This is a genomic window from Caballeronia sp. S22 (assembly GCF_964261745.1).
GTDB lineage: Bacteria > Pseudomonadota > Gammaproteobacteria > Burkholderiales > Burkholderiaceae > Caballeronia > Caballeronia jiangsuensis.
In genome coordinates, this window is record NZ_OZ180039.1 from 954,237 (window position 1) to 974,618 (window position 20,382).

The window sequence follows — 20,382 nt, forward strand, 5'->3', positions numbered from 1 at the left end:
TCGCGCGGCCCCTCGCCGACCCTATGAAGCACGCATGCCGGACGTCGTCATCGGGTTGAAGACTTGCTCGGCGCTTCCGTCCAGTCAGGCTGAAAGGCCATGCCGATGACCGGCTGCGGCGAAGCCTCCACGAGCGTGTTCTCTATCCAGCGCCGGCGCATCGGCGCGAGGACGAACTTGGCGCAGATGCCCGCCGCGATCGATGTGATCGCCGTAGCGATGAACACGGTGTTCCACGAGCCGAGCGACGCCAGCACCGAAGCAAGCGGCACCATCATCGAGGCCGTGCCCTTCGCGGTGTAGAGCGTCCCCGCGTTGGCGGCGGCGTATTTGCTGCCGAAGGTATCGGCGCAAGTCGCGGGGAAGATCGAGAAGATTTCGCCCCAGCACAGGAACGTCATCGCCGCGAACAGCATGAAGAGATACGGATCGTGCCCGAACTCCATCAGCCCGAGCAGCGCGACGCCTTCGCCCAGGAAGATGATGAACATGGTGTTTTCGCGGCCGATCTTGTCCGAGATGAAGCCGCATAGCGGGCGCGTGAAGCCGTTGCAGAGGTTATCGATGGACAGCGTCATCGCGAGCAGCGGCAACGTCGCGCCGAGGAGACTCACCGGCATGTTCGCGAAGCCGTATTCCTTGGCGATCGGCCCGAACTGCGCGGTGGCGATCACGCCGCCCGCCGCCACCGCGACGAACATCAGATACAGCACCCAGAAGATGGGCGCTCGCACCATCTGCCCGGTCGTATAGTCGATCTTGGTAGCGACGACGCGTTTGGCCGGCACGATGTTCGCGGGCGGTTTCGGCCGCACGAGCAACAGCGCGAGCACGAAGATGACCGCGCCTTGCAGGCTGCCGAAGAACATGAAGGCGCTTTCGTAGCCGGAGTGCTGGATCATGTTCGAGATCGGGATCACGGTGACGGCCGCGCCCGCTCCGAAGCCCGCCGCCGTCAGACCGGCCGCGAGACCGCGCTTGTCCGGAAACCACTTGAGCGCCGTGCCGACGCACGTGCCATACACGCAGCCCGCGCCGATGCCCGCGACCACGGCGGCGATGTACAGATGCATGAGCGTGGTGGCATGGGCGTCGATGATCCAGCCGATCGCCGCGCAGATCGCGCCGCCCATCACCACGGGCCGTGGTCCGAACTTGTCGACGAGCCAGCCTTCGACGGGCACGAGCCACGTCTCGGTGACGATGAAGATCGTGAACGCGGTCTGAATCGCCGCCTGCCCCCAGTGATGCTTTGCGTCCATCGGAATCACGAACAACGTCCACGCGTACTGGAAATTGGCCACGAGCCCCATGCAGACGATACCGATCACCAACTGCACCCACCTGTTATGACGACGTCCGTGCCACTGCCCGGCGACCGCCGTATCTGCGCTTGCCATGTCTGTCTCCGTTATGTGTCATTGCGCTCGTTCGGCGCCTGAGGTACTGCGAAAACCGACGCGATGCATCGGTGGCGAGACACGCGGCCCCGATGCAAAGGGGATCGGGGAAATACACGAGACCATCGTGCGGCAGAAAAACGATAGGGGAAAGTTATAAAAAATTTCGATATGGATTCACGATCGTGAATGGATGACGGCGCGCGGTGGCATCGGCAGCCATCGCGAACTTGTTACACCTCTTACCGACGGGGGCGGATCGCGTTACTAAAGCCTTTCAGCGCTGCGGTTATACTCGGCGTCGTCTCAAAATCAAACGTCCGAACAATGTCGAAACGAATCATCAAACTTCTTGCTGTCGCAGCCCTCACGGCGGCGGCCTCGGTGCCGGCCCTGGCTGGCGACATGAACAATGCGCTCGGCGGCGCGCTCGGCGGTGTGGCCGGAGCGGCGCTCGGCGGCGCTGTAGGCGGCAGCACGGGCGCGGTGCTCGGCGGTGCGGTCGGCGGCGGCGCTGGCGGCGCGGTCACGTCGAACCGGCGCGAGCGCACGGGCGCGATCGTCGGCGGCGCGCTGGGCGGCGGCGCGGGCACAGCGGCAGGCAACGCGATGGGCGGCCGTGGCGGTGGCCTGATGGGCGCGGCGCTGGGCGGTGGCGCCGGCGCAGCGCTGGGCGGCAACGTCTCGCGCTCGAACTCGTACGAGGACGACTACAGCCGCGGTCATCACGGCAAGCACCACAAGCATCACCGTCACGACTGAGCGGCAAGCGCTTCAAAGCTGGAAAACGGACGCCACGTGGTCGATGAACGCACGGACGACGGGCGGCAATCCTCGGCGCGTGGTGAATACGAGATGGACGATGCCACTCTCCGTTTTCCATTCCGGAAACACATGAACGAGCGCGCCGCTCGCGAGTTGCTCCCGGCATGCGTGATCGGGCAGCAACGCGACGCCGAGTCCCGCCATCGCGCTATCGCGCAGTGAGACATAGTCCACGCACGTCATCCGCGGCTCGCTCCGGATCGTATGCGATGCATCGTCCGGTCCGGTGAAGGTCCACTCGATCTCGCCCATCTGATCCGTGGTCGCGAGCGTCGGCAAGGCGGAGAGCGCGGCGATGTCCCCGCTCATGCAGAGCGACGCGACCGAAGGTGCAGCCACCAGGATGCGGCTCGAGTGCCCCAGCGTGCGCACGATCAGCGACGCGTCCGTATCCAGCCGCACGCGCACGCGAATGGCGATGTCGATACGTTCCTCGATCAGATCGACCGGGCGATCCACGGCGATGACCTGCAGGCGCGCCTTCGGGAAGCGCGTGAGGAACGTGCTATACGCCTTCGAGAGTGTCGGCATGAGCCCGAGCGGACAACTGCAGCGGATGACCCCGCGAGGTTCGCTCAGCGCCTCGGAGATGACGGAGTCGGCCTGCTGCACGTCGAGCATGATCGTCCTGCAACGCTCATGGAAGGCGTGCCCGATCTCGGTCACCCGAAAGCGGCGCGTCGAGCGCTCGATCAGACGCACCCCGAGCCGCGCTTCCAGTGCGGCGATCCGGCGGCTGATGGTCGATTTGGGCGTGCGCAGCGCGCGGCTCGCCGCGGCGAACCCGCCGTGCCCGACCACTTCAGCGAACAGCACGTAATCGTTGATGTCGGCCATGCCTATTGACCCATTTTTGGAACTATCAAACCCGGTTTCACAGTCTACCGCGCCGATTGTCTCATTGGCATGATGCTCTCAACGCGACGCAACCTGCGCCGCCAAACCAGACGGAGAGTTGAAAATGACTGGCAAATTCGAAAACAAGGTCGTGGTCGTGACGGGCGGTACGAGCGGAATCGGCTTTGCGACCGCGAAGCGCTTCGCCGCGGAAGGCGCATCGGTGTTCATCACCGGTCGTCGTCAGAAGGAGCTGGATGCGGCTGTCGAAGCGATGCACGGACGTGTCGTGGGCATCCGGGCGGACATGTCGAAACTCGCGGATATCGACCGGCTCTACGATGCCGTGCAGCAGAAGCATTCGAATATCGACGTGCTGTTCGCCAATGCCGGCGGCGGTTCCATGCTGCCGCTGGGCGCCATCACCGAAGAACATTACGAAGACACCTTCGGGCGCAACGTGAAAGGCGTGATCTTCACGGTTCAGAAAGCGATCCCGCTTCTGCGCGACGGCGCTTCCGTGATCCTCACGGGCTCGACGGCCGGCAGCACCGGCACCGCCGCGTTCAGCGTCTACAGCGCGTCGAAGGCCGCGGTGCGCAGTCTCGCGCGTAGCTGGACGCTGGACCTAAAGGAGCGTGGGATTCGCGTGAATGTCGTCAGCCCGGGACCGGTGAAGACGCCGGGTCTTGTCGAGCTGGCAGGCCCGGATGCGGCGCAGCAGCAGGGTCTGCTCGACTACATGGCGTCGAACGTGCCGCTCGGACGCGTCGGCGATCCGGACGAGGTCGCCAAGGTCGTGCTGTTCCTGGGATCGGAAGAATCCAGCTTCGTCGCCGGAGCCGAGTTTTTTGTCGACGGCGGGCTGGCCCAGGTCTGATTGAGCGCTCGCGTGCCGGACAAGCTCGCAGTTTCGAGCCTGTCCGGGACGTCGTTAGTGAACCTGAGCGCCTTACGCCTTTTTGGACGCAGCGCCGATCGAACGATCGAGAAAGCTCAGCAGCAGCGGAGCGATTTCGTCGAGCTTGTCTTCCAGCGCGAAATGCCCCGTGTCGAGAATGTGCATCTCCGCATCGGGCAAATCGCGCAGATACGGGTGCGCGCCTTCTTCCGGGAAGATCTTGTCGTTCTTGCCCCACACGATGATCGTCGGTGGCTGGTGCTCGCGGAAGAACGCCTGAAACTGCGGATAAAGCGGGACGTTCGTTCCGTAATCGAGGAACAGATCCATCTGGATCTCGCGGTTGCCCGGACGGTCGAGCAGCGCCTGATCGTGCAGCCAGTTATCGGGGCTGATTCTCGACACATCGGAAACGCCGTCCGTGTATTGGAAGATCGTCGTGTCGAGCGTGACGAGGCCGTGCAACGCTTCGCGATTCTTCACCGACTCATCGGCCCAATAGGCCTTGATCGGATCCCAGAACTCGCGCAGACCTTCGGTATAGGCATTGCCGTTCTGAACGATCATGCCCGTCACGCGCGACGGATTCTTGAGCGCAAGCCGATAGCCCACCGGTGCACCGTAATCCATCACGTACATCGCAAAGCGATCGATATTCAACCGGCCGAGCAACGCGTCGATCATGTCGGCGTATCGCTGAAAGCCGTAGCTGAACGCGGCGCGATCGGGAGAGTCGCTTTCACCGAAGCCGGGATAGTCGGGCGCGACGACGCGGTACTTCTGCGCGAGGATCGGGATCAGATTCCGAAACATGTGCGAAGAGGTCGGAAAGCCGTGCAGCAGAAGAACGACCGGCGCGTCCGATGGGCCGGCTTCTCTGTAGAACACATTGACGCCATCGATAGTTTCGGACTGGTAGCGAACGACGGGAATCGAAGTCATGACAAGAATTCCTGTGAAAGATGATCGAGTGCCGCATCCGCTTCAAACCGGCCCTGATGCAGCGTTGAATGCATGGTGCACCCGTCGCCAATTCGACGGAATCCTCATCTTGCCGAATGCACTCTTCTTTCATCGAGAAGAGTTGCCTTTCCTTGAACTCCGGCGCTTGCCTTCGAACAAATCACGCTGTTGCGCGAGCCCTTCTCCCACCACATCGAAAAACGCTCGCACGCGCGCGGTCTTTCGAAGATCGGCATGCGTGACGATCCATAGTTCGCCTTCCAGTTCCGCGACCGGATTCGCGGCGACACGCGTGACGCCGATATCGCCGTCGCCAAGATAGCATGGCAGCAGCGCGAGGCCGATGCCCGCGCGCGCCGCGGTCAACTGATTCACCAGACTGTTCGTCCGGTACACGAACGACGACGGCGACGCGTTGAGCGCAAGCCATTGCGCCGCGCGAATGCCCGACGCCGTTTCGTCCCAGCCGATCAACGCGTGATCGTCGGGCTTCCAGTTGCGGCGAAGGCCGCCGGCATCGGCGACATACGACGGCGCGGCGTACCACGCCCACGCGACGTCCGCGAGCTTCTTGCCCCATAGCTCGCCCTCTTTCGGCCGAACCGCACGCAACGCGATATCCGCTTCGCGCCGCGACAGACTGAGCACGCGGTTTTCGATCGACAGTTCGACGACGATGCCGGGATGCGCGAAACGGAATGCGGCGAGATGCGTGGTGAGCTGGCTATAAGCGAGCGTTTCCGACGATGTGACGCGCAAGCGTCCGCTCAGCCGATGATCACCGCCGACGACATCGCGCCCCAGCGCAAGGAATTCATCTTCCATGCGCTCGGCGCCCGCCGCAATGCGCGCGCCGGCCTCCGTCGGCTGATACACGCCGCCCGGCAAGCGCTCGAACAGACGCGCGCCGAGCTGCGTTTCGAGTGCCTTCAGACGGCGATACGCCGTCGAATGATCGATGCCGAGCGCTTCGGATGCGGCATTGAGACTGCCGCCACGCTGAATCGCGAGCACGAGTCGGAGTTCGTTCCAGTCTTCCATGTATCGACGTTAAACCAGCGCTTGCATCGATGCAAGCGCGGCTTTCACGCGGACAATGGACTTGCATCATCGCAACCACTACTCTGCCGTTGTGCAGACACACATCAACGGGAGGCAGGTCATGAAGCTAATCGAAGCGCCGACGCTCACGCTCGTCAGTCATCCGCTTTGTCCATACGTTCAGCGCGCTGCGATCGTGCTGGCGGAAAGAGGCGTCGGTTTCGAGAAGCGTTACGTCGATCTGGCGAACAGGCCCGCATGGTTCGAAACGCTTTCGCCGCTCGGAAAAGTGCCCTTGCTGATGATCGCGCGTGACGGCCGCGAAGACGCCGTGATTTTCGAAAGCGCCGTGATCTGCGAGTATCTCGACGAAACGCAGCAGGGCCGCACGCTGCTTCCGCAGGATGCGCTCGAACGCGCGCAGCATCGTGGATGGATCGAGTTCGGCTCGTCGATTCTCGTCGAGATATGGAAGCTGGAAATCGCCACCGATGCATCGGCGTATCACGCCCAGCGGAAAGCGCTCGCGGAGCGGTTCGCGACGGTCGAGCGTGTGTTGAACGCGGGGCCGTGGTTTGCAGGCCGCGAGTTCGGCATGGTCGATGCCGTGTTCGCGCCGATCTTTCGCTATTTCGATGTATTCGACGAACTCGCGGACCTTCAGGTGTTCACCGATACGCCGAAGGTCATCGCATGGCGACGCGCGCTCGCTGCGCGCCCGAGCGTGATCGGCGCGGCGCCTGCGGACTACGCACAGCGATTGCGTGCTTTCCTGCACGAACGCGATGCGTACCTGCTTCGCGCCGACGCCAAGAGACCGCGATGAGCCAGAGTGCGGCGTGGCTGCTGCTCGTCCTGTCCGGATTGCTCGATGTAGCGTGGGCCGTCTCGATGAAGTTGACGCAGGGCTATACGCGCCCCGGATGGACAGCGCTGTCGATCGTGCTGCTCGCGGCCTTCGTCTATCTGCTCGGCAAGGTGCTGGCGCTATTGCCGGTGGGCAGCGCGTATGCGGTATGGACCGGCATCGGCGCGCTGGGAACCGTGGTGCTCGGGGTCGTGCTTTTCGGTGAAACCGTGAGCGCGCTGAGGGTTATCGGCGCGGTGCTGGTCATCGCGGGGATCGCGGCGCTGATGCAGGCGCCGGTCTGACGCAAGCAATTATCCCTTGCCGAGCGGCGGCCGGCCAGGAAACCCGGCCATATTGCTCAACTGCGCGAGTTCATTGGCCGCCTCGCGCAGCAGTACCGAGTACTCGTGAATCTTCTCGACCGTCAGCCGCACGCGCGGACCGGCCAGGCTGATGACGCCGACGCATCGCGAGCCGCTCACCGCGGGCACCGCCACCGCCGACATGCGCGGGGCGAACACTTCATCGATCATCGCGTAGCCGCGCACGCGTGCCGCATGCAGAAAACCCAGAAGCGCCTTGAGCGTCGTCGGCGCGTTGGGTCCGAACTCGTTCGGCTGTCCGAAGCCCTGTTTCAACACCAGCGCGACCGCCTGCTCGTCGGTCATCGTCATGAGCCATGCGTGCCCGGTCGACGTGCATGAAAGCCGTGCCGCCTGCCCCATGTCCGGATCGTAGCGAAAGCCTGTGCGCTGTCCGTCCGCCTTGCCCACCCAGATGATCGCCTCGCCGTCCACGAGCGACAGCCGCGCCAGTTCGCCGGTCCGCGCGGCGACGCGTTCGATGATCGGCTGGGCGATATCCGCGATGCCCGTCAGGCTCAGAAATTCCAGCCCGTTCGACGTCATGCGCATGGTCAGGATGTAGCGGCCGTGATCGACCAGTTGCCGGACATATCCGCTATCGACGAGATCGACGAGCAACCGGTGACACGTGCTGCGCGGCAAAGCCAAAGCATCGGCGATGGCGAGAAGCCCCGCGCCTTCGCCCTGCGACGCGAGGAAATCGAGAATTTTCAGGCCGTTTTTAAGCGACATGTCCCGTTTGTTTTCGTGATATGAAATGCAGTTCCGGTGCGGAACATCCCGCCTTTGCAGCGCAAACAATAGCACTTGTTCGTGGCCGGAAACGAACGCTTCACCATATCGAACAAAGGGGAGACACCATGTCAGTTCTTGCTGACTCAGACATCGCCGCGGGCGAACCAACCGCACAGACTCACTTGATGGCGCGTCGCGCGGTGGCGGGCGCCACCGTCGGCACGGCGCTGGAATGGTTCGACTTCGCGTTGTACGGCGTGGTCGCAGCAACCATTTTTCCGAAGCTCTTTTTCCCGTCGCTGGACCCGACCGCATCGCTGCTCGCGTCGCTCGCGAGCTTCTGGGCGGGGCTGGCCGCACGCCCGCTCGGCGCGGTGATCTGCGGCATGCTCGGCGACCGCTGGGGACGCCGCAACCTGATGCTGGTCACGGTCTCGGTGATGGGCGTGTCGTCGTTTCTGATGGGATTGCTGCCCACCTATCAGCAGGTCGGCATTCTTGCGCCGACGCTGCTGGTGTCGCTGCGCATCATTCAGGGCTTCGCGCTCGGCGGTGAATCGACGGGCGCGCAACTGATGGCGGTGGAACATGCATCCGCGACGAAACGCGGGCTGTATTCGGGCCTGCTCGGCATCTGTTCGCCGCTCAGCCAGATACTCGCCAATCTGGCGCTGTTCGCGCTGGCCGGTCTGCTTTCGGCCGATGACTTCGAATCGTTCGGATGGAGAATCCCTTTCCTCGCGAGCTTCGTGCTCGTGCTGCTGGGCATCTATATCCGCATGAAGGTCAGCGAGACTCCGGCCTTCGAAGCGCTCAAGAAGAACAAGGGCGAGCGCGTGCGCACTGCGAATCCGCTCGGCGTCGTCTTCAAATTTCACTGGCGCACCGCGCTGCGCCTGACGCTGTTTTTCTGCGGCCCGGCTGCGCTGTTCTACCTGATCGTGGTCTTCTCGCTCAGCTATCTGACCAAGAACCTCGGCGTTCCGAAGCAGACCGGCTTCATGCTTCTGATGGTCGCGAATGTCTGCGCCATTGGCGGCGCGCTGGCGGGCGGCTATCTGAGCGACCGGATCGGGCGCAAACGCGCGCTGCTCATCGGCTCGTTCTGCACGCTCGTCTGCTGCCTGATCTACTTTCCGATCCTCAACCAGCACTCGATCGGCATGACGATGGCCGTGATGGGCGCGTTCCTCGGCTTCACGCAGTTCCAGAGCGGCATCCAGCCGGTGTGGTTCGCCGAATCGTTTCCGACCGAAGCGCGTTACACGGGATCCGCATTGTCGTACTCGGGCGCGAACCTGCTCACCGGCGGGCCGATGCCGATTGTCGCCGTGGCGCTGCTCAACGCCTTTCACGGTTCGCCGTGGGCGATCGTCGCGGTTTGCGGCTCGCTGAACCTCCTCTCCTTCCTCATGATCGCGACGTCCCGGGAAACCAAAGGCACCGCCCTCGAACGCAGCGCTACACACTGAAACCATGACCCGCAAGCTCTATATCCTCAATGGCTCGAACCTGAACATGCTGGGCGTCAGGGAACCTCACCTCTACGGCAGCACGACGCTGAAGGACATCGAACAGAACTGCCTCGCGCTGGCCGATACGCTTGAATTCGACTGCGTATTCCGTCAGACCAACAGCGAAAGCCAGTTGATCGACTGGATTCAGGAAGCGTTTCTGCAGGACGCCGCGCTGATCATCAACCCGGCTGGATTTTCGTTCGGACGGATTCCGGTGCTCGACGCGGTCAAGCTCGTGCGCCGGCCGGTGGTGGAAGTGCATATCACGAACATCCATCGGCGCTCCGAGGAATATCGTCACTCCACCATCTCGGTTGCGGCGACGGCGGTGATCTGCGGCGCTGGCGCGAATGGCTACTTGCTGGCGATTCGCGCGGCTGACGATCTCTGGGACGTTCAGAGTTGAACCCGGCGCACGCGCGCTCCACAATGAGTCCGCGTGCGCCCGTTGTTCGAATCGAACTTGACTGGCGACGCGCGTCAGAACTTGTGCCGCAAGCCGATATGCACGCTGGTCTGCGCATCGCTCGTGGACGCCGTCAGGCTGTTGATCGCCGCGACCGCCGGCCGGTTGCGCGAGTCCGTTCCGGACGCATGCTGATACACGCCCATTACATAGACATCGGTGCGCTTGGACAGAAAATAATCCGCGCTCAACACGCCCTGATGATATGTTGCGCCGCCGTTTTCTCCCGTCGTCGATGCGATGCTGCTGCCCTTCATGTAGTCGTATGCGGCGGTCATCTGTAACGCCGGCGTGAACCAGTACTGCACGTTCACTTCAGCATTGTTGAAGTGCACCGACCCGCGATAACCCGACGGATTCGGCCCGGAGTTCGCCGTGTCGCCGAGATTGCCGAACTGGATATTCGAGTACGTCGCGCCCAGAATTGCGTTGCCGATCTTGTACGAACCGCCCGCCGCGATCACCTCGTACGTGTGCGCCGATGCAAAGCCGCTGTACACCGGCGATGCGATATTCGTTGCGGCGGCGCTGGGCGTGCCCGTCGTGCTGTTGCCGAAGAAGCTCACGTTGGGATTGCGCACGTTCATGTACGCGGCCCCGAATGAGAATGGCCCGCGATCATAGCCCGCGCCGACAGACCAGGTCTGATTGCGCGTGAAATCGCCCGCGACGCCGCCCACGCCATACATGCCGCCGAAATGCAGCCCGGCATAATTCGGGCTCTCGTACTTGATCGAGTTGTTGGTGCGATATCCGTTGTTGAAGTTATCGATATCCCCCGGATGCGCCGCCAGATAGCCGCCGCCGAATGCGCGATCCGAGTACACGCCCGGATAGTCCACCACCATGTCGTACTGACGGCCGAGCGTCACCGTGCCGAGTCGCGCATCGGTCAGGCCGACGTATGCGCGGCGGCCGAACTCGAGGCCGCCTTGCGTGAACTTGCCGGTGCTCGCATCGAAGCCGCTTTCGAGCAGGAAGATCGCCTTCAGTCCGCCGCCGAGATCCTCCGAACCGCGCAAGCCCCAGCGGCTGCCCTGCAACACGCCGCCTGCCATGCTCCACTGACTTTTCCCGCCCGCGTTGCTCGTATAGCTCAAGCCCTGATCGACGACGCCGAACAACGTCACTGCGCTTTGCGCGTGCGCGGCAGTCGCCGCCAGGCCGAGCAGGCCGATAGGAATCAAACGGCTATGTCTCACTCTTCTTCTCCATGGGTCATCGCGCGAGCGTGGACGATCGATCCACGGCTCGCGCTGAGGTCATTGCGGCTTGTTTCAGCCGCGTCGGGACACACGCCATCGATGCGGCGATCGATGGTAGCGTTATCATTTCGATGCGAAAAAATGCGGGGTTGTGCTGCGGGGAAGCTGATTTGCAGGGCTTGGACAGCCCTGCGTGATGACGAGGGGCCGGCGCCTCCGGGCTTCAGTGCGTGCTTGCGAGCTCCGCGTCGATGACCGTCCCGCTGCGCGGACTCTCGATGCCGAAATGCCTCGCGAGTGCATCGACGACGTTCTCGGCCATCGCGCGACGCGTCTCCTCCGTTCCCGAGCCGATATGAGGCGTAAGCACCAGCCTGCGATCGCGTATGAGCGCCTCAGGCACGGCGGGCTCGTGCTCGAACACATCGAGCGCGGCGCCCGCGAGCCTGTCCGATGCGAGCGCTGCGATGAGCGCTTGCTCATCGACCACCGGGCCACGCGCGATGTTCACGAGAAAGCCGTCGGGGCCGAGCGCATCGATCACGGTCGCATCGATGAGATGATGCGTCGCCGACGAGAGCGGACACGTGAGGATCAGCATGTCGCAGTCACGCGCGAGCCGGGTGACGTCGTCGTAGTACGGAATATCGACGGGCTTGCGGCTCGGTCCGAAATACGCGAGCTTCGAACCGAACGCCTTGAGACGATGTGCGATCGCCGATCCGATCGTCCCCAGTCCGACGATGCCCACTTTCATGCGCGAGATGGAACGCCCCAGCCGGTATTGACCTTGCACGGGCCATTGTCCCGAGCGCACGTAAGCATCCGCGTTCACGAAGTCGCGCGTGACTGCGAGCGCGAGGCCGACAGCCGCATTCGACACGTCTTCCGCCAGGATATGCGAGGTGTTCTCGATGCGAATGCCGCGCGCGCGCGTCGCGCCGATGTCCACGTTATCCAGTCCCGCGCTGTAGCTCGAAATGATTTCGAGGGCGGGAAGCGTATCGAGGAATGCCGCATCGATCTTCGTTTTGCGCAGCGCGATCCCGCGCACCTTGCCGCCGTGCTCTTTCAGGAACGCGCTCGCAGATTCGGGCTCTTGCGGCAGATCGAGCACGGTGAAAAGCGCTCGCAATTCCGCGTGAGTCCATTCGGGCAGTTCTGCCGCGTTGAGGATAATCGGCTTGGTCATGGTTCTGATTCGATGATGAATGCAATTGACACAGGGCGAAGCGCGCAACGAAGCTTCAGCTCATCTTCACGCGCTCGATCTTGCCCATGAAGAACAGATAGACGATGGCCGCGATCAGGCAGTGCGCAGCGACGAAGTACAGTCCGACCGTATAGCCGCCCGTCGCCTGCACGAGGTAGCCGAAGACGATCGGCGTCACGATGCCGCCGATGTTGCCGATGCAATTGAAGATCGCGCCCGCGAGACCCACTGCCTCGCGCGGAGCCGTGTCGCTCACGATGGCCCACGTACCCGCGCCCGCCGCCGCGCCCTTGCCGAAGAAGGCGAGCGCCATCAGCAGGACGATCACGACATTGCTTTCGGTGACGGCCGAGAGCACGATGCTGCAGCCCACCGCCATGCCGACGATATACGGCGTCTTGCGCGCCCACGACACGCTCCATCCGCGGCGAATGAGCCAGTCGGAGATCGTGCCGCCCGCAATGCCGCCGACGAAGCCCGCGACGGCCGGCACCATCGTCGCGAAGCCGGCCTGCATCACATTCATGCCGCGCGCCTGAACGAGGTAGATCGGAAACCAGGTGATGAAGAAGTAGCTCAACGCGATGGTGCAATACTGGCCGATATACGCGCACCACAACATGCGATTGCCGAGCAGCGCGCGAACCGCGCCGGGCGCCAGCACGGGACGCGATTTGAGTTCTTGCTTCGAATCGATATCGATCATCGCGCCGCCCGCGATGATGTGTTCGAGTTCGGCGCTGGAGACACGCGGATGTTTGCGCGGCTCATGCATGACGACCGCCCACACGCCTGCCGCCGCGATACCGATCAAACCCAGCGCGATGAACGGCGCAGGCCAGCCGAAGCGCGACGTGAGCCATCCCGCGAACGGCGAGAAAATGGCCACCGCGAAATACGATGCCGATGCGAACAGCGACGTGGCAAGACCCCGCTCTTCCTTGGGGAACCACATGACCGCGACGCGGCCGTTGGCGGGAAAGCTCGGCGCTTCGATCAGTCCGAGTGCGAAGCGCAGCGCGAACAATAAGCCGAGAGCGACCGACAGATCCGACGTGAAGTTGCCGATGAAGCCGACGAGCATGGTCGCGATGGACCAGAGAATGAGCGTGGCGCCGTACATCGTCTTGGTGCCGAGCCGATCGAGCAGCAGGCCGCCGGGTATCTGACCGACGACATAAGCCCAGCTGAACGCCGACAACACATAGCCGAGCTGCACATGATTCAGGCCGAATTCCTTCGATATGCCGGGACCGGCGATCGACAGGATGGCGCGGTCTGCGTAGGCCACCGTCGCCAGCAGCAGTATCATCGCGAGGATCGAGTAACGCGTGCGGGTCGTGCGGGCCGCCGTGCCCGCTATATACTGGGTCGTTCGCTCTGTAGCCACCGATATCTCCTCTTCATGCCCCTGAACGGTTCGCGATGTCGCGCTATGCGAGCGCCTGGTCCGGGGTTGGTTTATGTTTCGCATTAGACCGATGCCGTGGATGACCGTCAATCTTGATTGATTCGATCAACGTGAAGAACTGGATGACGCAGGAAGAAGCCTGCGAGGCTCTCGGCGTGCGCAAGCAAACGCTCTATGCGTATGTCAGCCGCGGTCAGATCGAAGTCCAGGGCGATCCGCAGCACGCAAACCGCAACCTGTATCGCGCAGCGGATATCACGACGCTTCTCAAGAAGCGCAGCCTCGGGCGGGCGCGCAAAAATATCGCTGCGAGCACGATGGCCTGGGGCGAGCCGATCATCGATACGAGCATCTCCACGATCGCGCGCGGCAGGCTTTACTATCGCGGCCAGGATGCCGTGCAACTGGCTGCATCCGCGACGCTCGAAGATGTCGCGCGCCTGCTCTGGAACGTGGCCGAAGCGCCGCACTTCGCGTCGTGTGAGCCGGTTGCGTTCGACGGCCCCACAGGTGCGCGCGTTTTCGCCGCCCTGGCCCGCGACGCCGCGCATGATCGAATCGAGTCGGCGCGCAATCTGGCGGACGAGGTGCAACAGGCTGCGGCGCTGGTCGGCCGCCTCGCGAGCAATTTCGTCGAGTTGCGATCGGATGAAGGACCGTTGCATCTGCGCATCGCGAATGCGTGGGACGTTCCGCGTCATGCGGACCTGCTTCGCCGCGTGCTGGTCCTGCTGGCCGATCAGGAACTGACGAGTTCTTCGTTCGCCGCGCGCGTGGCCGCATCGACGGGAGCGTCGCTCGGGGCGAGCATGATCGCCGGACTCGCCGTGTTCTCCGGACCCATGCACGGCAATGCGATCGTGCGCGTCCGTCAATTGATGGATGACGCCAGACGATCCGGAACCGCCGAGACCGCCGTCCGGCGAAGGATCGCGCAAGGCGAACCGTTGCCGGGCTTCGGTCACGAGCTTTATCCGCAGGGCGATCCGCGCGCCGCCGATCTCCTGTCCGCTTTCGAAGCGCCCGACGATGCACGCGAGCTAATCGATTGCGTCGAACGCTTGACGGGCAAGCTGCCCGCGATCGACATGGCGCTTGCCGCGCTCGTCGAGCATTGCCCGCTTCCCGACGAAGCGGCGTTCGCGTTGTTTTCCATCGCGCGCAGTGTCGGCTGGATGGCGCACTCGATCGAGCACGTGATGGAAGGAAGTTTGTTGCGGCCGCGCGCGCGTTATGTCGGGCTGGCTGTCGGTGAATGAGTGCGGCCGGATCACTTCCATGATTAGAACTGCGAAACGATTGTTGGTACGAGTGACGGCGGTCATCGCGACCGTGTCGTTGCTTTGCGCGTGCGCTGCGGGCGGTGCCGATAGTCGAGCGAGCCACGCGGCTTCGTTCGAGACTACGCCTTGCCCGCAGCCGAACATCGCCGGGTTCCCCGATCTCGATTTCCCATCGACCGTTCAATGCGGTTATCTCACCGTCCCTGAAAATCGCGCGCTGCCCGACGGACGACACATCCGCATCTTCGTCATGCGCGCACCCGCTGTCGCGGACAAACCGCGGCGCGATCCGCTCGTCTATCTGTCGGGCGGTCCGGGCGGCGCGGGATCGTTCGAAGCGGCGTTCATGATGAAGCAGGGAATCAATGCTGGGCGCGAGGTCATTTTCGTCGATCAACGTGGCACCCACCGCGCCGATCCGCTCCTTGCGTGCCCCGCGTGGGAGCAGTATGTGTTCGATTCCGTCAGCAGCCGCTTCACGACTCGATCCGGCACGCTGGCGGACGCATCGGCTCTCAAGTCGTGTCGCGATGCAATGGCCGCCGCCGGCGTCGATCTCGCCGCCTACAACACCACCGAAAACGCCGCCGACATCGCCGATCTACGCGTCGCTCTCGGCATCGACCAATGGGACGTCTACGGCGTCTCGTATGGATCGCGGCTCGCACTGACTCTGCTGCGCGATCATCCACAAGGCATTCGAAGCGTGGTGCTCGATTCGGTATCGCCACCCACGGTCAATATCGTCGAGGACTGGTGGACGGCTCCGGCGAGTTCGTTCAGGGCGATCTCCGCTGCGTGCGCCGCCGACGCCTCTTGCGCCCGGGCCTACCCGCATCTGCAAGCCGACCTGAACCTCGCAGTGAAGCGACTCGATCGGAAGCCGTTTACGACACGAGTCAAGGACGACTCGGGTGCTTCGGTGAACGTGGTCATCGACGGCTTCGCGCTCGCCTATACGCTCATCATGTCGAGCGAACGCGGCACTGCGTCAGACGTCCCGATGATGATCGCCGATACGGCGCGAGGCGACGCGCGCGCGGTCGCCGCCCGCTATCTCGCGTTGCGCGGTCCGCAGCAGTTCGTCGGTTTGGGCGGCATGGGTCTCGCTCTCGGTGTGTTCTGCGAAGAAAGCGCCAACCTGACGACCGAGGCAGCGACGCTCGCAAAAGCGAAAGCGGCCCTTCCCGGTTTTCCCGAACGCGTGCTCCGGATTCAGCCCAAGCAAGGGCGGCTCTTCACGGAGTGTCCGGTCTGGAACGTCGGCAAGGCGCCTCCTTCGGTCAGTGCCCGAATCGTGAGCGATGTTCCCGTGCTGATACTCGAAGGCGCTTTCGATGCCGCGACCGCGCCGGCGTGGGTCGGCGCGATCACGCCGGATCTCGGCCGCGCGCAGGTCGTGTCGTTTCCGTACACGGGGCATTCGGTGCTCGGCAAATCCGGTTGCGCGCAATCGATCATGGCCGCCTTCCTCGATAATCCGACGCATCCTGTCGATGGCTCGTGCGCCGCGAAACAAACGCTGAAATTCGATACCGGCCGATAGCCAGCCGTTCCGGTGTTTCCCGAACCCGGCATGCGTTTTGCGCGTCGATGCTATCCGTCGCGGGTGATTGCTTCTCACCCGGACGTCAAAAGGAGCATCGCGTCATGTCCAATCCTACTGTCGGCGATTTTCTGATCGAACGTTTGCACGCCTGGGGCGTACGCCGCATTTACGGCTATCCCGGCGACGGCATCAACGGCGTATTCGGCGCGCTCAATCGCGCGAAAGGCAAGATCGAGTTCATTCAGGCACGACACGAAGAGATGGCTGCCTTCATGGCCTCCGCGCATGCGAAGTTCACCGGCGAACTCGGCGTGTGCATCGCGACATCGGGACCGGGCGCGACGCATCTGATCACCGGCCTTTACGATGCGCGCCTCGATCACATGCCGGTCCTCGCAATCGCGGGACAGCAAGCGCGTGCGGCTCTGGGCGGCCACTATCAGCAGGAAGTCGATCTCGCCGCGATGTTCAAGGACGTGGCCGGCGCCTTCGTGCAGCAGGCGAGCGTGCCGTCGCAGATTCGCCATCTCGTCGATCGCGCGGTGCGTATCGCGCTGTCGGAACGCAAGGTGACCGCGCTCATTCTGCCGAACGATTTGCAGGACCTCGAATACGAACCGCCGGGCCGCAAGCATGGCACGCTGCATTCGGGCGTCGGCTATCGCGCGCCGAAGATCGTGCCATATGACGATGACCTGCAACGCGCCGCCGATGTCCTCAACGCGGGCAAGAAGGTCGCGATTCTCGTCGGCGCGGGCGCGTTGCAGGCGACCGACGAAGTCATCGCTGTCGCGGACAAACTCGGCGCGGGCGTCGCGAAGGCGCTGCTCGGCAAGGCCGCGTTGCCCGACGATCTGCCGTTCGTCACAGGCTCGATCGGTTTGCTCGGCACCGAGCCCAGCTACAAGATGATGAACGGATGCGACACGCTGCTCATGATCGGCTCGGGCTTTCCGTACGCCGAGTTTCTGCCGAAGGAAGGCGCGGCGCGCGGCGTGCAGATCGACCTCAAGGCGGATATGCTCTCGATCCGCTATCCGATGGAAGTGAATCTCGTCGGCGACAGCGCCGAGACCTTGCGCGCCCTCCTGCCCTTGCTGCAACAGAAGACGGACCTCGCGTGGCGCAAGGACATCGAAGGCTGGGTCGAAGACTGGTGGAAGACATTGGAGAAGCGCGCGATAACGCCCGCGAAAGGCGGCGTGAATCCGCAGCGCACCGTGTGGGAGTTGTCGCCGCGCGTGCCCGCGAATGCGATCGTCACGAGCGATTCGGGATCGGTCGCGAACTGGTACGCGCGCGATCTGAAGGTGAAGCGCGGCATGATGTGCTCGCTGTCTGGCGGCCTTGCATCGATGGGCGCGGCCGTGCCGTATGCGATCGCCGCGAAGTTCGCGTATCCGGAGCGGCCGGTGATTGCGCTCGTCGGCGATGGCGCGATGCAGATGAACAACATGGCCGAACTCATCACGGTCGCGAAGTACTGGAAGCAATGGTCGAATCCGCGCTGGATCTGCATGGTGCTCAATAACGAGGACCTGAATCAGGTCACGTGGGAGCAGCGCGTGATGGAAGGCGATCCGAAGTTCGAGGCGTCGCAGGACATTCCATCGGTGCCTTATCACAAGTTCGCGGAAACGATCGGTTTGAAGGGCTTTTATGTCGACGATGCGGAGCGCATGGCGGCTGTGTGGGACGAAGCGCTGGCGGCGGATCGTCCCGTGGTGATCGAGGTGAAGGCCGATCCGAACGTGCCGCCGTTGCCGCCGCATATCACGTTGCAGCAGGCGAAGGCGTTCGCGACCACGCTCATGAAGGGTGATCCGAGTCAGGCGAACGTGATCGTCGATACGGCGAAGCAGGTGCTTGGTGCGGTGTTGCCGGGGCATAAGGAGAAGTAAGACGCGTGCGGCCGTACATCTGTCCAGAACGCACTCATCTCTCGAAGTAATTTTCGGCTAAGTCAAGCGAGCGACACTGCGCGGGTGCCCACATCTCCGGCACCCCACCGCCGCTCCCCCACCGGACGAGCGCGCCCCGCTACGCATCCGAGCCGATCAAGCACCATGGTTTTAACCCCCGACACCATCGTCATCATTATCGCTGCCGGCCTGTTTTGCGGCTTTCTCAACGCGGTCGCCTCTTCGGGATCTGCCGTATCCCTTCCGGTTCTGATGTCGGTCGGTCTGCATGCCGTCACCGCCAATGCGACCAACCGCGTTCCGGTTCTCGTCGGCGCCATTGCTGCCACGGTTGGACTGGCGCGACGCGGGGCCATCCCCTGGAGACGCACGCTGAGCACGGCCGGTCCGATCACGCTGGGCGCGGCAGCGGGCGCGCTGCTGAGCGAACGGATTCCCGGTCACGATCTTCGAATGGTGATCGTGGCGGCCGTGGCCGTCGCGCTCGTTCTCATCCTCACCAACCTAAAGAAGCTGTTGAACTCGGCCGCCAAAGGCGACGCGCGAGTCGACTGGAAGGTGATGCTTCTGCTTTTCTGCGTCGGCGTCTGGACAGGCTTCATCGTGCTGGATGCCGGAACGTACATGCTGCTCGTTCTCGTCCTGGCGGCGGACTTCGCGCTGCCCGAGGCGAACGCCCTCAGAAATGTCGCGACCGCCACGGCGACCGCGGTGGCAATGGCAATCTTCGCCGGGCACGAGAGCGTCGACTGGACGACGGGCGGCATCATGGCGCTCGGCAGCGTCGCCGGTGGCCTGCTGGGTGCGCGGCTCGCCATCTCCGACCAGGCGCGGCGCTGGATCGTGGGCCTTCTCATCGTCGTGATCGTGGGCGAGCTGGCTAACCTGTCGATACGTTACTTCGCTCACTTGCTGCACTGATCGAAGACGCGCCTCCCAGTAATTCTGAGCTAAGTCGCCGCCGACATCATGACGTTGACCGGGCCGCGGATCCCGCACCCTGATTCAAGGAGAAACGTCATGAAAACAGATTTCCTGCACGGCGAGCAGAATGCCGCCCCTATCGATATTCCGGCCATCGGGCTGCGTCTTCAGGTACGCATCGCTTCGAAAGCGACGGGAGCATCGGCGACGCTACTCGAAACAACGGATCAGCCCGGGTTCGGCCCGCCGCAGCATCGGCATGAGATTGAGACGGAAGTCTTTCATGTCGTGCAAGGCCGTTATCTTTTCGACGTGGACGGAAAGCAGACCATCGTTAGCGCAGGCGAGACGATAGTCGCGAAACAAGGCACCACGCACCGTTTCATCAACATCGACGATCAACCGTCGCGCATGCTGGTGCTGGTCACGCCCGGCTGGGATGCCACCCGGTTTTTTAGCGAACTCGGTGACGTGATGGCGAATGGTTCGCCGGACCCGGCGGTGTTGAAAGCATTCGGCGACGAGTGGCGCATCGAGTTTGTCGGTCCGCCGCTTACCATGCCCGCCGAACTCGCGCCCGACGCGTTGAGCGCGTAACGGGCGTACGCGCGGTCAGATGCGGCTGCTCGCTTGCAGCAGGTCGCGCGCGGTGCTCAGCATGCCGTCGGCGATATTGCCCGAATCGATCTTGTAGCTACCGTCACGCAGCGCGGCCTTGATCGACTCGACCTTGGCCGTATCGATATCGGAACCGCTCGATTCTCCCAGCGCAGACATCGACGACAGATTCACCGTCGAGTTCAGCGCACCGGCGGCGCTCACCGACTGCACGGCGCCTTTCGTCGCGCGTTGCGTGTCGTTCTGGGCGGCTGCGAGCGTGTAGTTAATGGATTCGATTTTCATGGTGTCTACTCCCGACGTGTTGAATCCTTTAACGGTCCGGGGTTTGAAATCTTCACCATGCGCGGGAACGCG

At 63.2% G+C, this 20,382-nt stretch carries 20 protein-coding genes; 11 read left to right on the forward strand and 9 right to left on the reverse strand.

The window, feature by feature from the left end; all coding sequences use genetic code 11:
• Nucleotides 1-47 precede the first annotated feature (47 nt).
• Entirely contained in the window at nt 48-1,400 is a 1,353-nt protein-coding gene (oxlT, locus tag ACEN42_RS36120; RefSeq protein WP_371882434.1) for an oxalate/formate MFS antiporter, read from the reverse strand.
• A gap of 327 nt (nt 1,401-1,727) precedes the next feature.
• Between oxlT and ACEN42_RS36125 the strand changes: the two genes are divergently transcribed.
• Nucleotides 1,728-2,162, forward strand: coding sequence for a hypothetical protein (locus ACEN42_RS36125; RefSeq protein ID WP_187603020.1), 435 nt, complete (start codon nt 1,728-1,730; stop codon nt 2,160-2,162).
• Between the two features lie 12 nt (nt 2,163-2,174).
• On the opposite strand, the gene ACEN42_RS36130 is transcribed toward ACEN42_RS36125, so the two are convergent.
• Nucleotides 2,175-3,062 (reverse strand): LysR family transcriptional regulator, encoded by an 888-nt coding sequence (locus ACEN42_RS36130; RefSeq protein WP_250486224.1) that lies wholly within the window; start codon nt 3,060-3,062, stop codon nt 2,175-2,177.
• Between the two features lie 124 nt (nt 3,063-3,186).
• Between ACEN42_RS36130 and ACEN42_RS36135 the strand changes: the two genes are divergently transcribed.
• Entirely contained in the window at nt 3,187-3,942 is a 756-nt protein-coding gene (locus ACEN42_RS36135) for an SDR family NAD(P)-dependent oxidoreductase (RefSeq protein WP_187603018.1), read from the forward strand.
• 72 nt (nt 3,943-4,014) lie between these two features.
• On the opposite strand, the gene ACEN42_RS36140 is transcribed toward ACEN42_RS36135, so the two are convergent.
• Both ACEN42_RS36140 and ACEN42_RS36145 read right to left on the reverse strand, forming a co-directional pair.
• Nucleotides 4,015-4,905 (reverse strand): alpha/beta fold hydrolase, encoded by an 891-nt coding sequence (locus tag ACEN42_RS36140; RefSeq protein ID WP_371882435.1) that lies wholly within the window; start codon nt 4,903-4,905, stop codon nt 4,015-4,017.
• 129 nt (nt 4,906-5,034) lie between these two features.
• Nucleotides 5,035-5,967, reverse strand: a complete 933-nt coding sequence (locus tag ACEN42_RS36145) for a LysR family transcriptional regulator (protein WP_371882436.1) — start codon at nt 5,965-5,967, stop codon at nt 5,035-5,037.
• Nucleotides 5,968-6,088: 121 nt separating this feature from the next.
• Here ACEN42_RS36145 and ACEN42_RS36150 point away from each other — a divergent pair, with 121 nt between their 5' ends.
• Nucleotides 6,089-6,793: a glutathione S-transferase family protein gene (locus ACEN42_RS36150; protein ID WP_371882437.1), complete on the forward strand. Its 705-nt coding sequence runs from the start codon at nt 6,089-6,091 to the stop codon at nt 6,791-6,793.
• On the forward strand, nt 6,790-7,119 hold the full coding sequence (locus ACEN42_RS36155) for a multidrug efflux SMR transporter (protein ID WP_371882438.1): 330 nt from the start codon (nt 6,790-6,792) through the stop codon (nt 7,117-7,119). Before ACEN42_RS36150 ends, ACEN42_RS36155 begins: the two co-directional genes overlap by 4 nt.
• Nucleotides 7,120-7,128: 9 nt before the next feature.
• Here the strand turns inward: ACEN42_RS36155 and ACEN42_RS36160 are convergent, their stop codons facing one another.
• Complete coding sequence (locus ACEN42_RS36160) at nt 7,129-7,914, reverse strand: IclR family transcriptional regulator (RefSeq protein WP_187603013.1); 786 nt, start codon at nt 7,912-7,914, stop codon at nt 7,129-7,131.
• 188 nt (nt 7,915-8,102) lie between these two features.
• Between ACEN42_RS36160 and ACEN42_RS36165 the strand changes: the two genes are divergently transcribed.
• The gene (locus tag ACEN42_RS36165; RefSeq protein ID WP_187603687.1) at nt 8,103-9,389 is read left to right on the forward strand and encodes an MFS transporter; all 1,287 of its coding nucleotides are present in this window, start codon (nt 8,103-8,105) and stop codon (nt 9,387-9,389) included.
• 4 nt (nt 9,390-9,393) lie between these two features.
• Complete coding sequence (locus ACEN42_RS36170; protein WP_187603012.1) at nt 9,394-9,840, forward strand: type II 3-dehydroquinate dehydratase; 447 nt, start codon at nt 9,394-9,396, stop codon at nt 9,838-9,840.
• Nucleotides 9,841-9,914: 74 nt separating this feature from the next.
• On the opposite strand, the gene ACEN42_RS36175 is transcribed toward ACEN42_RS36170, so the two are convergent.
• The 3 genes from ACEN42_RS36175 to ACEN42_RS36185 all read right to left on the reverse strand — a co-directional run bounded on the left by ACEN42_RS36175 (nt 9,915) and on the right by ACEN42_RS36185 (nt 13,708).
• Nucleotides 9,915-11,102 (reverse strand): porin, encoded by a 1,188-nt coding sequence (locus ACEN42_RS36175; protein ID WP_371882439.1) that lies wholly within the window; start codon nt 11,100-11,102, stop codon nt 9,915-9,917.
• Between the two features lie 226 nt (nt 11,103-11,328).
• Nucleotides 11,329-12,297: a 2-hydroxyacid dehydrogenase gene (locus tag ACEN42_RS36180; protein ID WP_371882440.1), complete on the reverse strand. Its 969-nt coding sequence runs from the start codon at nt 12,295-12,297 to the stop codon at nt 11,329-11,331.
• Between the two features lie 55 nt (nt 12,298-12,352).
• The gene (locus ACEN42_RS36185; RefSeq protein ID WP_371882441.1) at nt 12,353-13,708 is read right to left on the reverse strand and encodes an MFS transporter; all 1,356 of its coding nucleotides are present in this window, start codon (nt 13,706-13,708) and stop codon (nt 12,353-12,355) included.
• A 113-nt stretch (nt 13,709-13,821) separates the two neighbouring features.
• Between ACEN42_RS36185 and ACEN42_RS36190 the strand changes: the two genes are divergently transcribed.
• From ACEN42_RS36190 to ACEN42_RS36210, 5 genes are all read left to right on the forward strand, one after another.
• On the forward strand, nt 13,822-14,988 hold the full coding sequence (locus ACEN42_RS36190; RefSeq protein WP_371882442.1) for a citrate synthase family protein: 1,167 nt from the start codon (nt 13,822-13,824) through the stop codon (nt 14,986-14,988).
• A gap of 19 nt (nt 14,989-15,007) precedes the next feature.
• Entirely contained in the window at nt 15,008-16,558 is a 1,551-nt protein-coding gene (locus ACEN42_RS36195) for an alpha/beta hydrolase (protein WP_371882443.1), read from the forward strand.
• Nucleotides 16,559-16,662: 104 nt separating this feature from the next.
• The gene (locus ACEN42_RS36200) at nt 16,663-18,462 is read left to right on the forward strand and encodes a thiamine pyrophosphate-requiring protein (RefSeq protein ID WP_371882444.1); all 1,800 of its coding nucleotides are present in this window, start codon (nt 16,663-16,665) and stop codon (nt 18,460-18,462) included.
• A 165-nt stretch (nt 18,463-18,627) separates the two neighbouring features.
• The gene (locus tag ACEN42_RS36205; RefSeq protein ID WP_250486238.1) at nt 18,628-19,404 is read left to right on the forward strand and encodes a sulfite exporter TauE/SafE family protein; all 777 of its coding nucleotides are present in this window, start codon (nt 18,628-18,630) and stop codon (nt 19,402-19,404) included.
• A gap of 48 nt (nt 19,405-19,452) precedes the next feature.
• A complete protein-coding gene (locus tag ACEN42_RS36210; protein WP_371882445.1) occupies nt 19,453-20,004 on the forward strand; it encodes a cupin domain-containing protein in 552 nt (183 codons plus the stop codon).
• A gap of 15 nt (nt 20,005-20,019) precedes the next feature.
• Here the strand turns inward: ACEN42_RS36210 and flgM are convergent, their stop codons facing one another.
• The gene (flgM, locus tag ACEN42_RS36215; protein ID WP_371882446.1) at nt 20,020-20,310 is read right to left on the reverse strand and encodes a flagellar biosynthesis anti-sigma factor FlgM; all 291 of its coding nucleotides are present in this window, start codon (nt 20,308-20,310) and stop codon (nt 20,020-20,022) included.
• Nucleotides 20,311-20,382 lie beyond the last annotated feature (72 nt).

Bases quoted from the DNA above. Each gene is read 5' to 3' on its own strand.
- oxlT (WP_371882434.1), bottom strand. From the start codon at position 1,400: ATGGCAAGCGCAGATACGGCGGTCGCCGGGCAGTGGCACGGACGTCGT.
- ACEN42_RS36125 (WP_187603020.1), top strand. From the start codon at position 1,728: ATGTCGAAACGAATCATCAAACTTCTTGCTGTCGCAGCCCTCACGGCG.
- ACEN42_RS36130 (WP_250486224.1), bottom strand. From the start codon at position 3,062: ATGGCCGACATCAACGATTACGTGCTGTTCGCTGAAGTGGTCGGGCAC.
- ACEN42_RS36135 (WP_187603018.1), top strand. From the start codon at position 3,187: ATGACTGGCAAATTCGAAAACAAGGTCGTGGTCGTGACGGGCGGTACG.
- ACEN42_RS36140 (WP_371882435.1), bottom strand. From the start codon at position 4,905: ATGACTTCGATTCCCGTCGTTCGCTACCAGTCCGAAACTATCGATGGC.
- ACEN42_RS36145 (WP_371882436.1), bottom strand. From the start codon at position 5,967: ATGGAAGACTGGAACGAACTCCGACTCGTGCTCGCGATTCAGCGTGGC.
- ACEN42_RS36150 (WP_371882437.1), top strand. From the start codon at position 6,089: ATGAAGCTAATCGAAGCGCCGACGCTCACGCTCGTCAGTCATCCGCTT.
- ACEN42_RS36155 (WP_371882438.1), top strand. From the start codon at position 6,790: ATGAGCCAGAGTGCGGCGTGGCTGCTGCTCGTCCTGTCCGGATTGCTC.
- ACEN42_RS36160 (WP_187603013.1), bottom strand. From the start codon at position 7,914: ATGTCGCTTAAAAACGGCCTGAAAATTCTCGATTTCCTCGCGTCGCAG.
- ACEN42_RS36165 (WP_187603687.1), top strand. From the start codon at position 8,103: ATGGCGCGTCGCGCGGTGGCGGGCGCCACCGTCGGCACGGCGCTGGAA.
- ACEN42_RS36170 (WP_187603012.1), top strand. From the start codon at position 9,394: ATGACCCGCAAGCTCTATATCCTCAATGGCTCGAACCTGAACATGCTG.
- ACEN42_RS36180 (WP_371882440.1), bottom strand. From the start codon at position 12,297: ATGACCAAGCCGATTATCCTCAACGCGGCAGAACTGCCCGAATGGACT.
- ACEN42_RS36195 (WP_371882443.1), top strand. From the start codon at position 15,008: ATGATTAGAACTGCGAAACGATTGTTGGTACGAGTGACGGCGGTCATC.
- ACEN42_RS36200 (WP_371882444.1), top strand. From the start codon at position 16,663: ATGTCCAATCCTACTGTCGGCGATTTTCTGATCGAACGTTTGCACGCC.
- ACEN42_RS36205 (WP_250486238.1), top strand. From the start codon at position 18,628: ATGGTTTTAACCCCCGACACCATCGTCATCATTATCGCTGCCGGCCTG.
- ACEN42_RS36210 (WP_371882445.1), top strand. From the start codon at position 19,453: ATGACGTTGACCGGGCCGCGGATCCCGCACCCTGATTCAAGGAGAAAC.
- flgM (WP_371882446.1), bottom strand. From the start codon at position 20,310: ATGAAAATCGAATCCATTAACTACACGCTCGCAGCCGCCCAGAACGAC.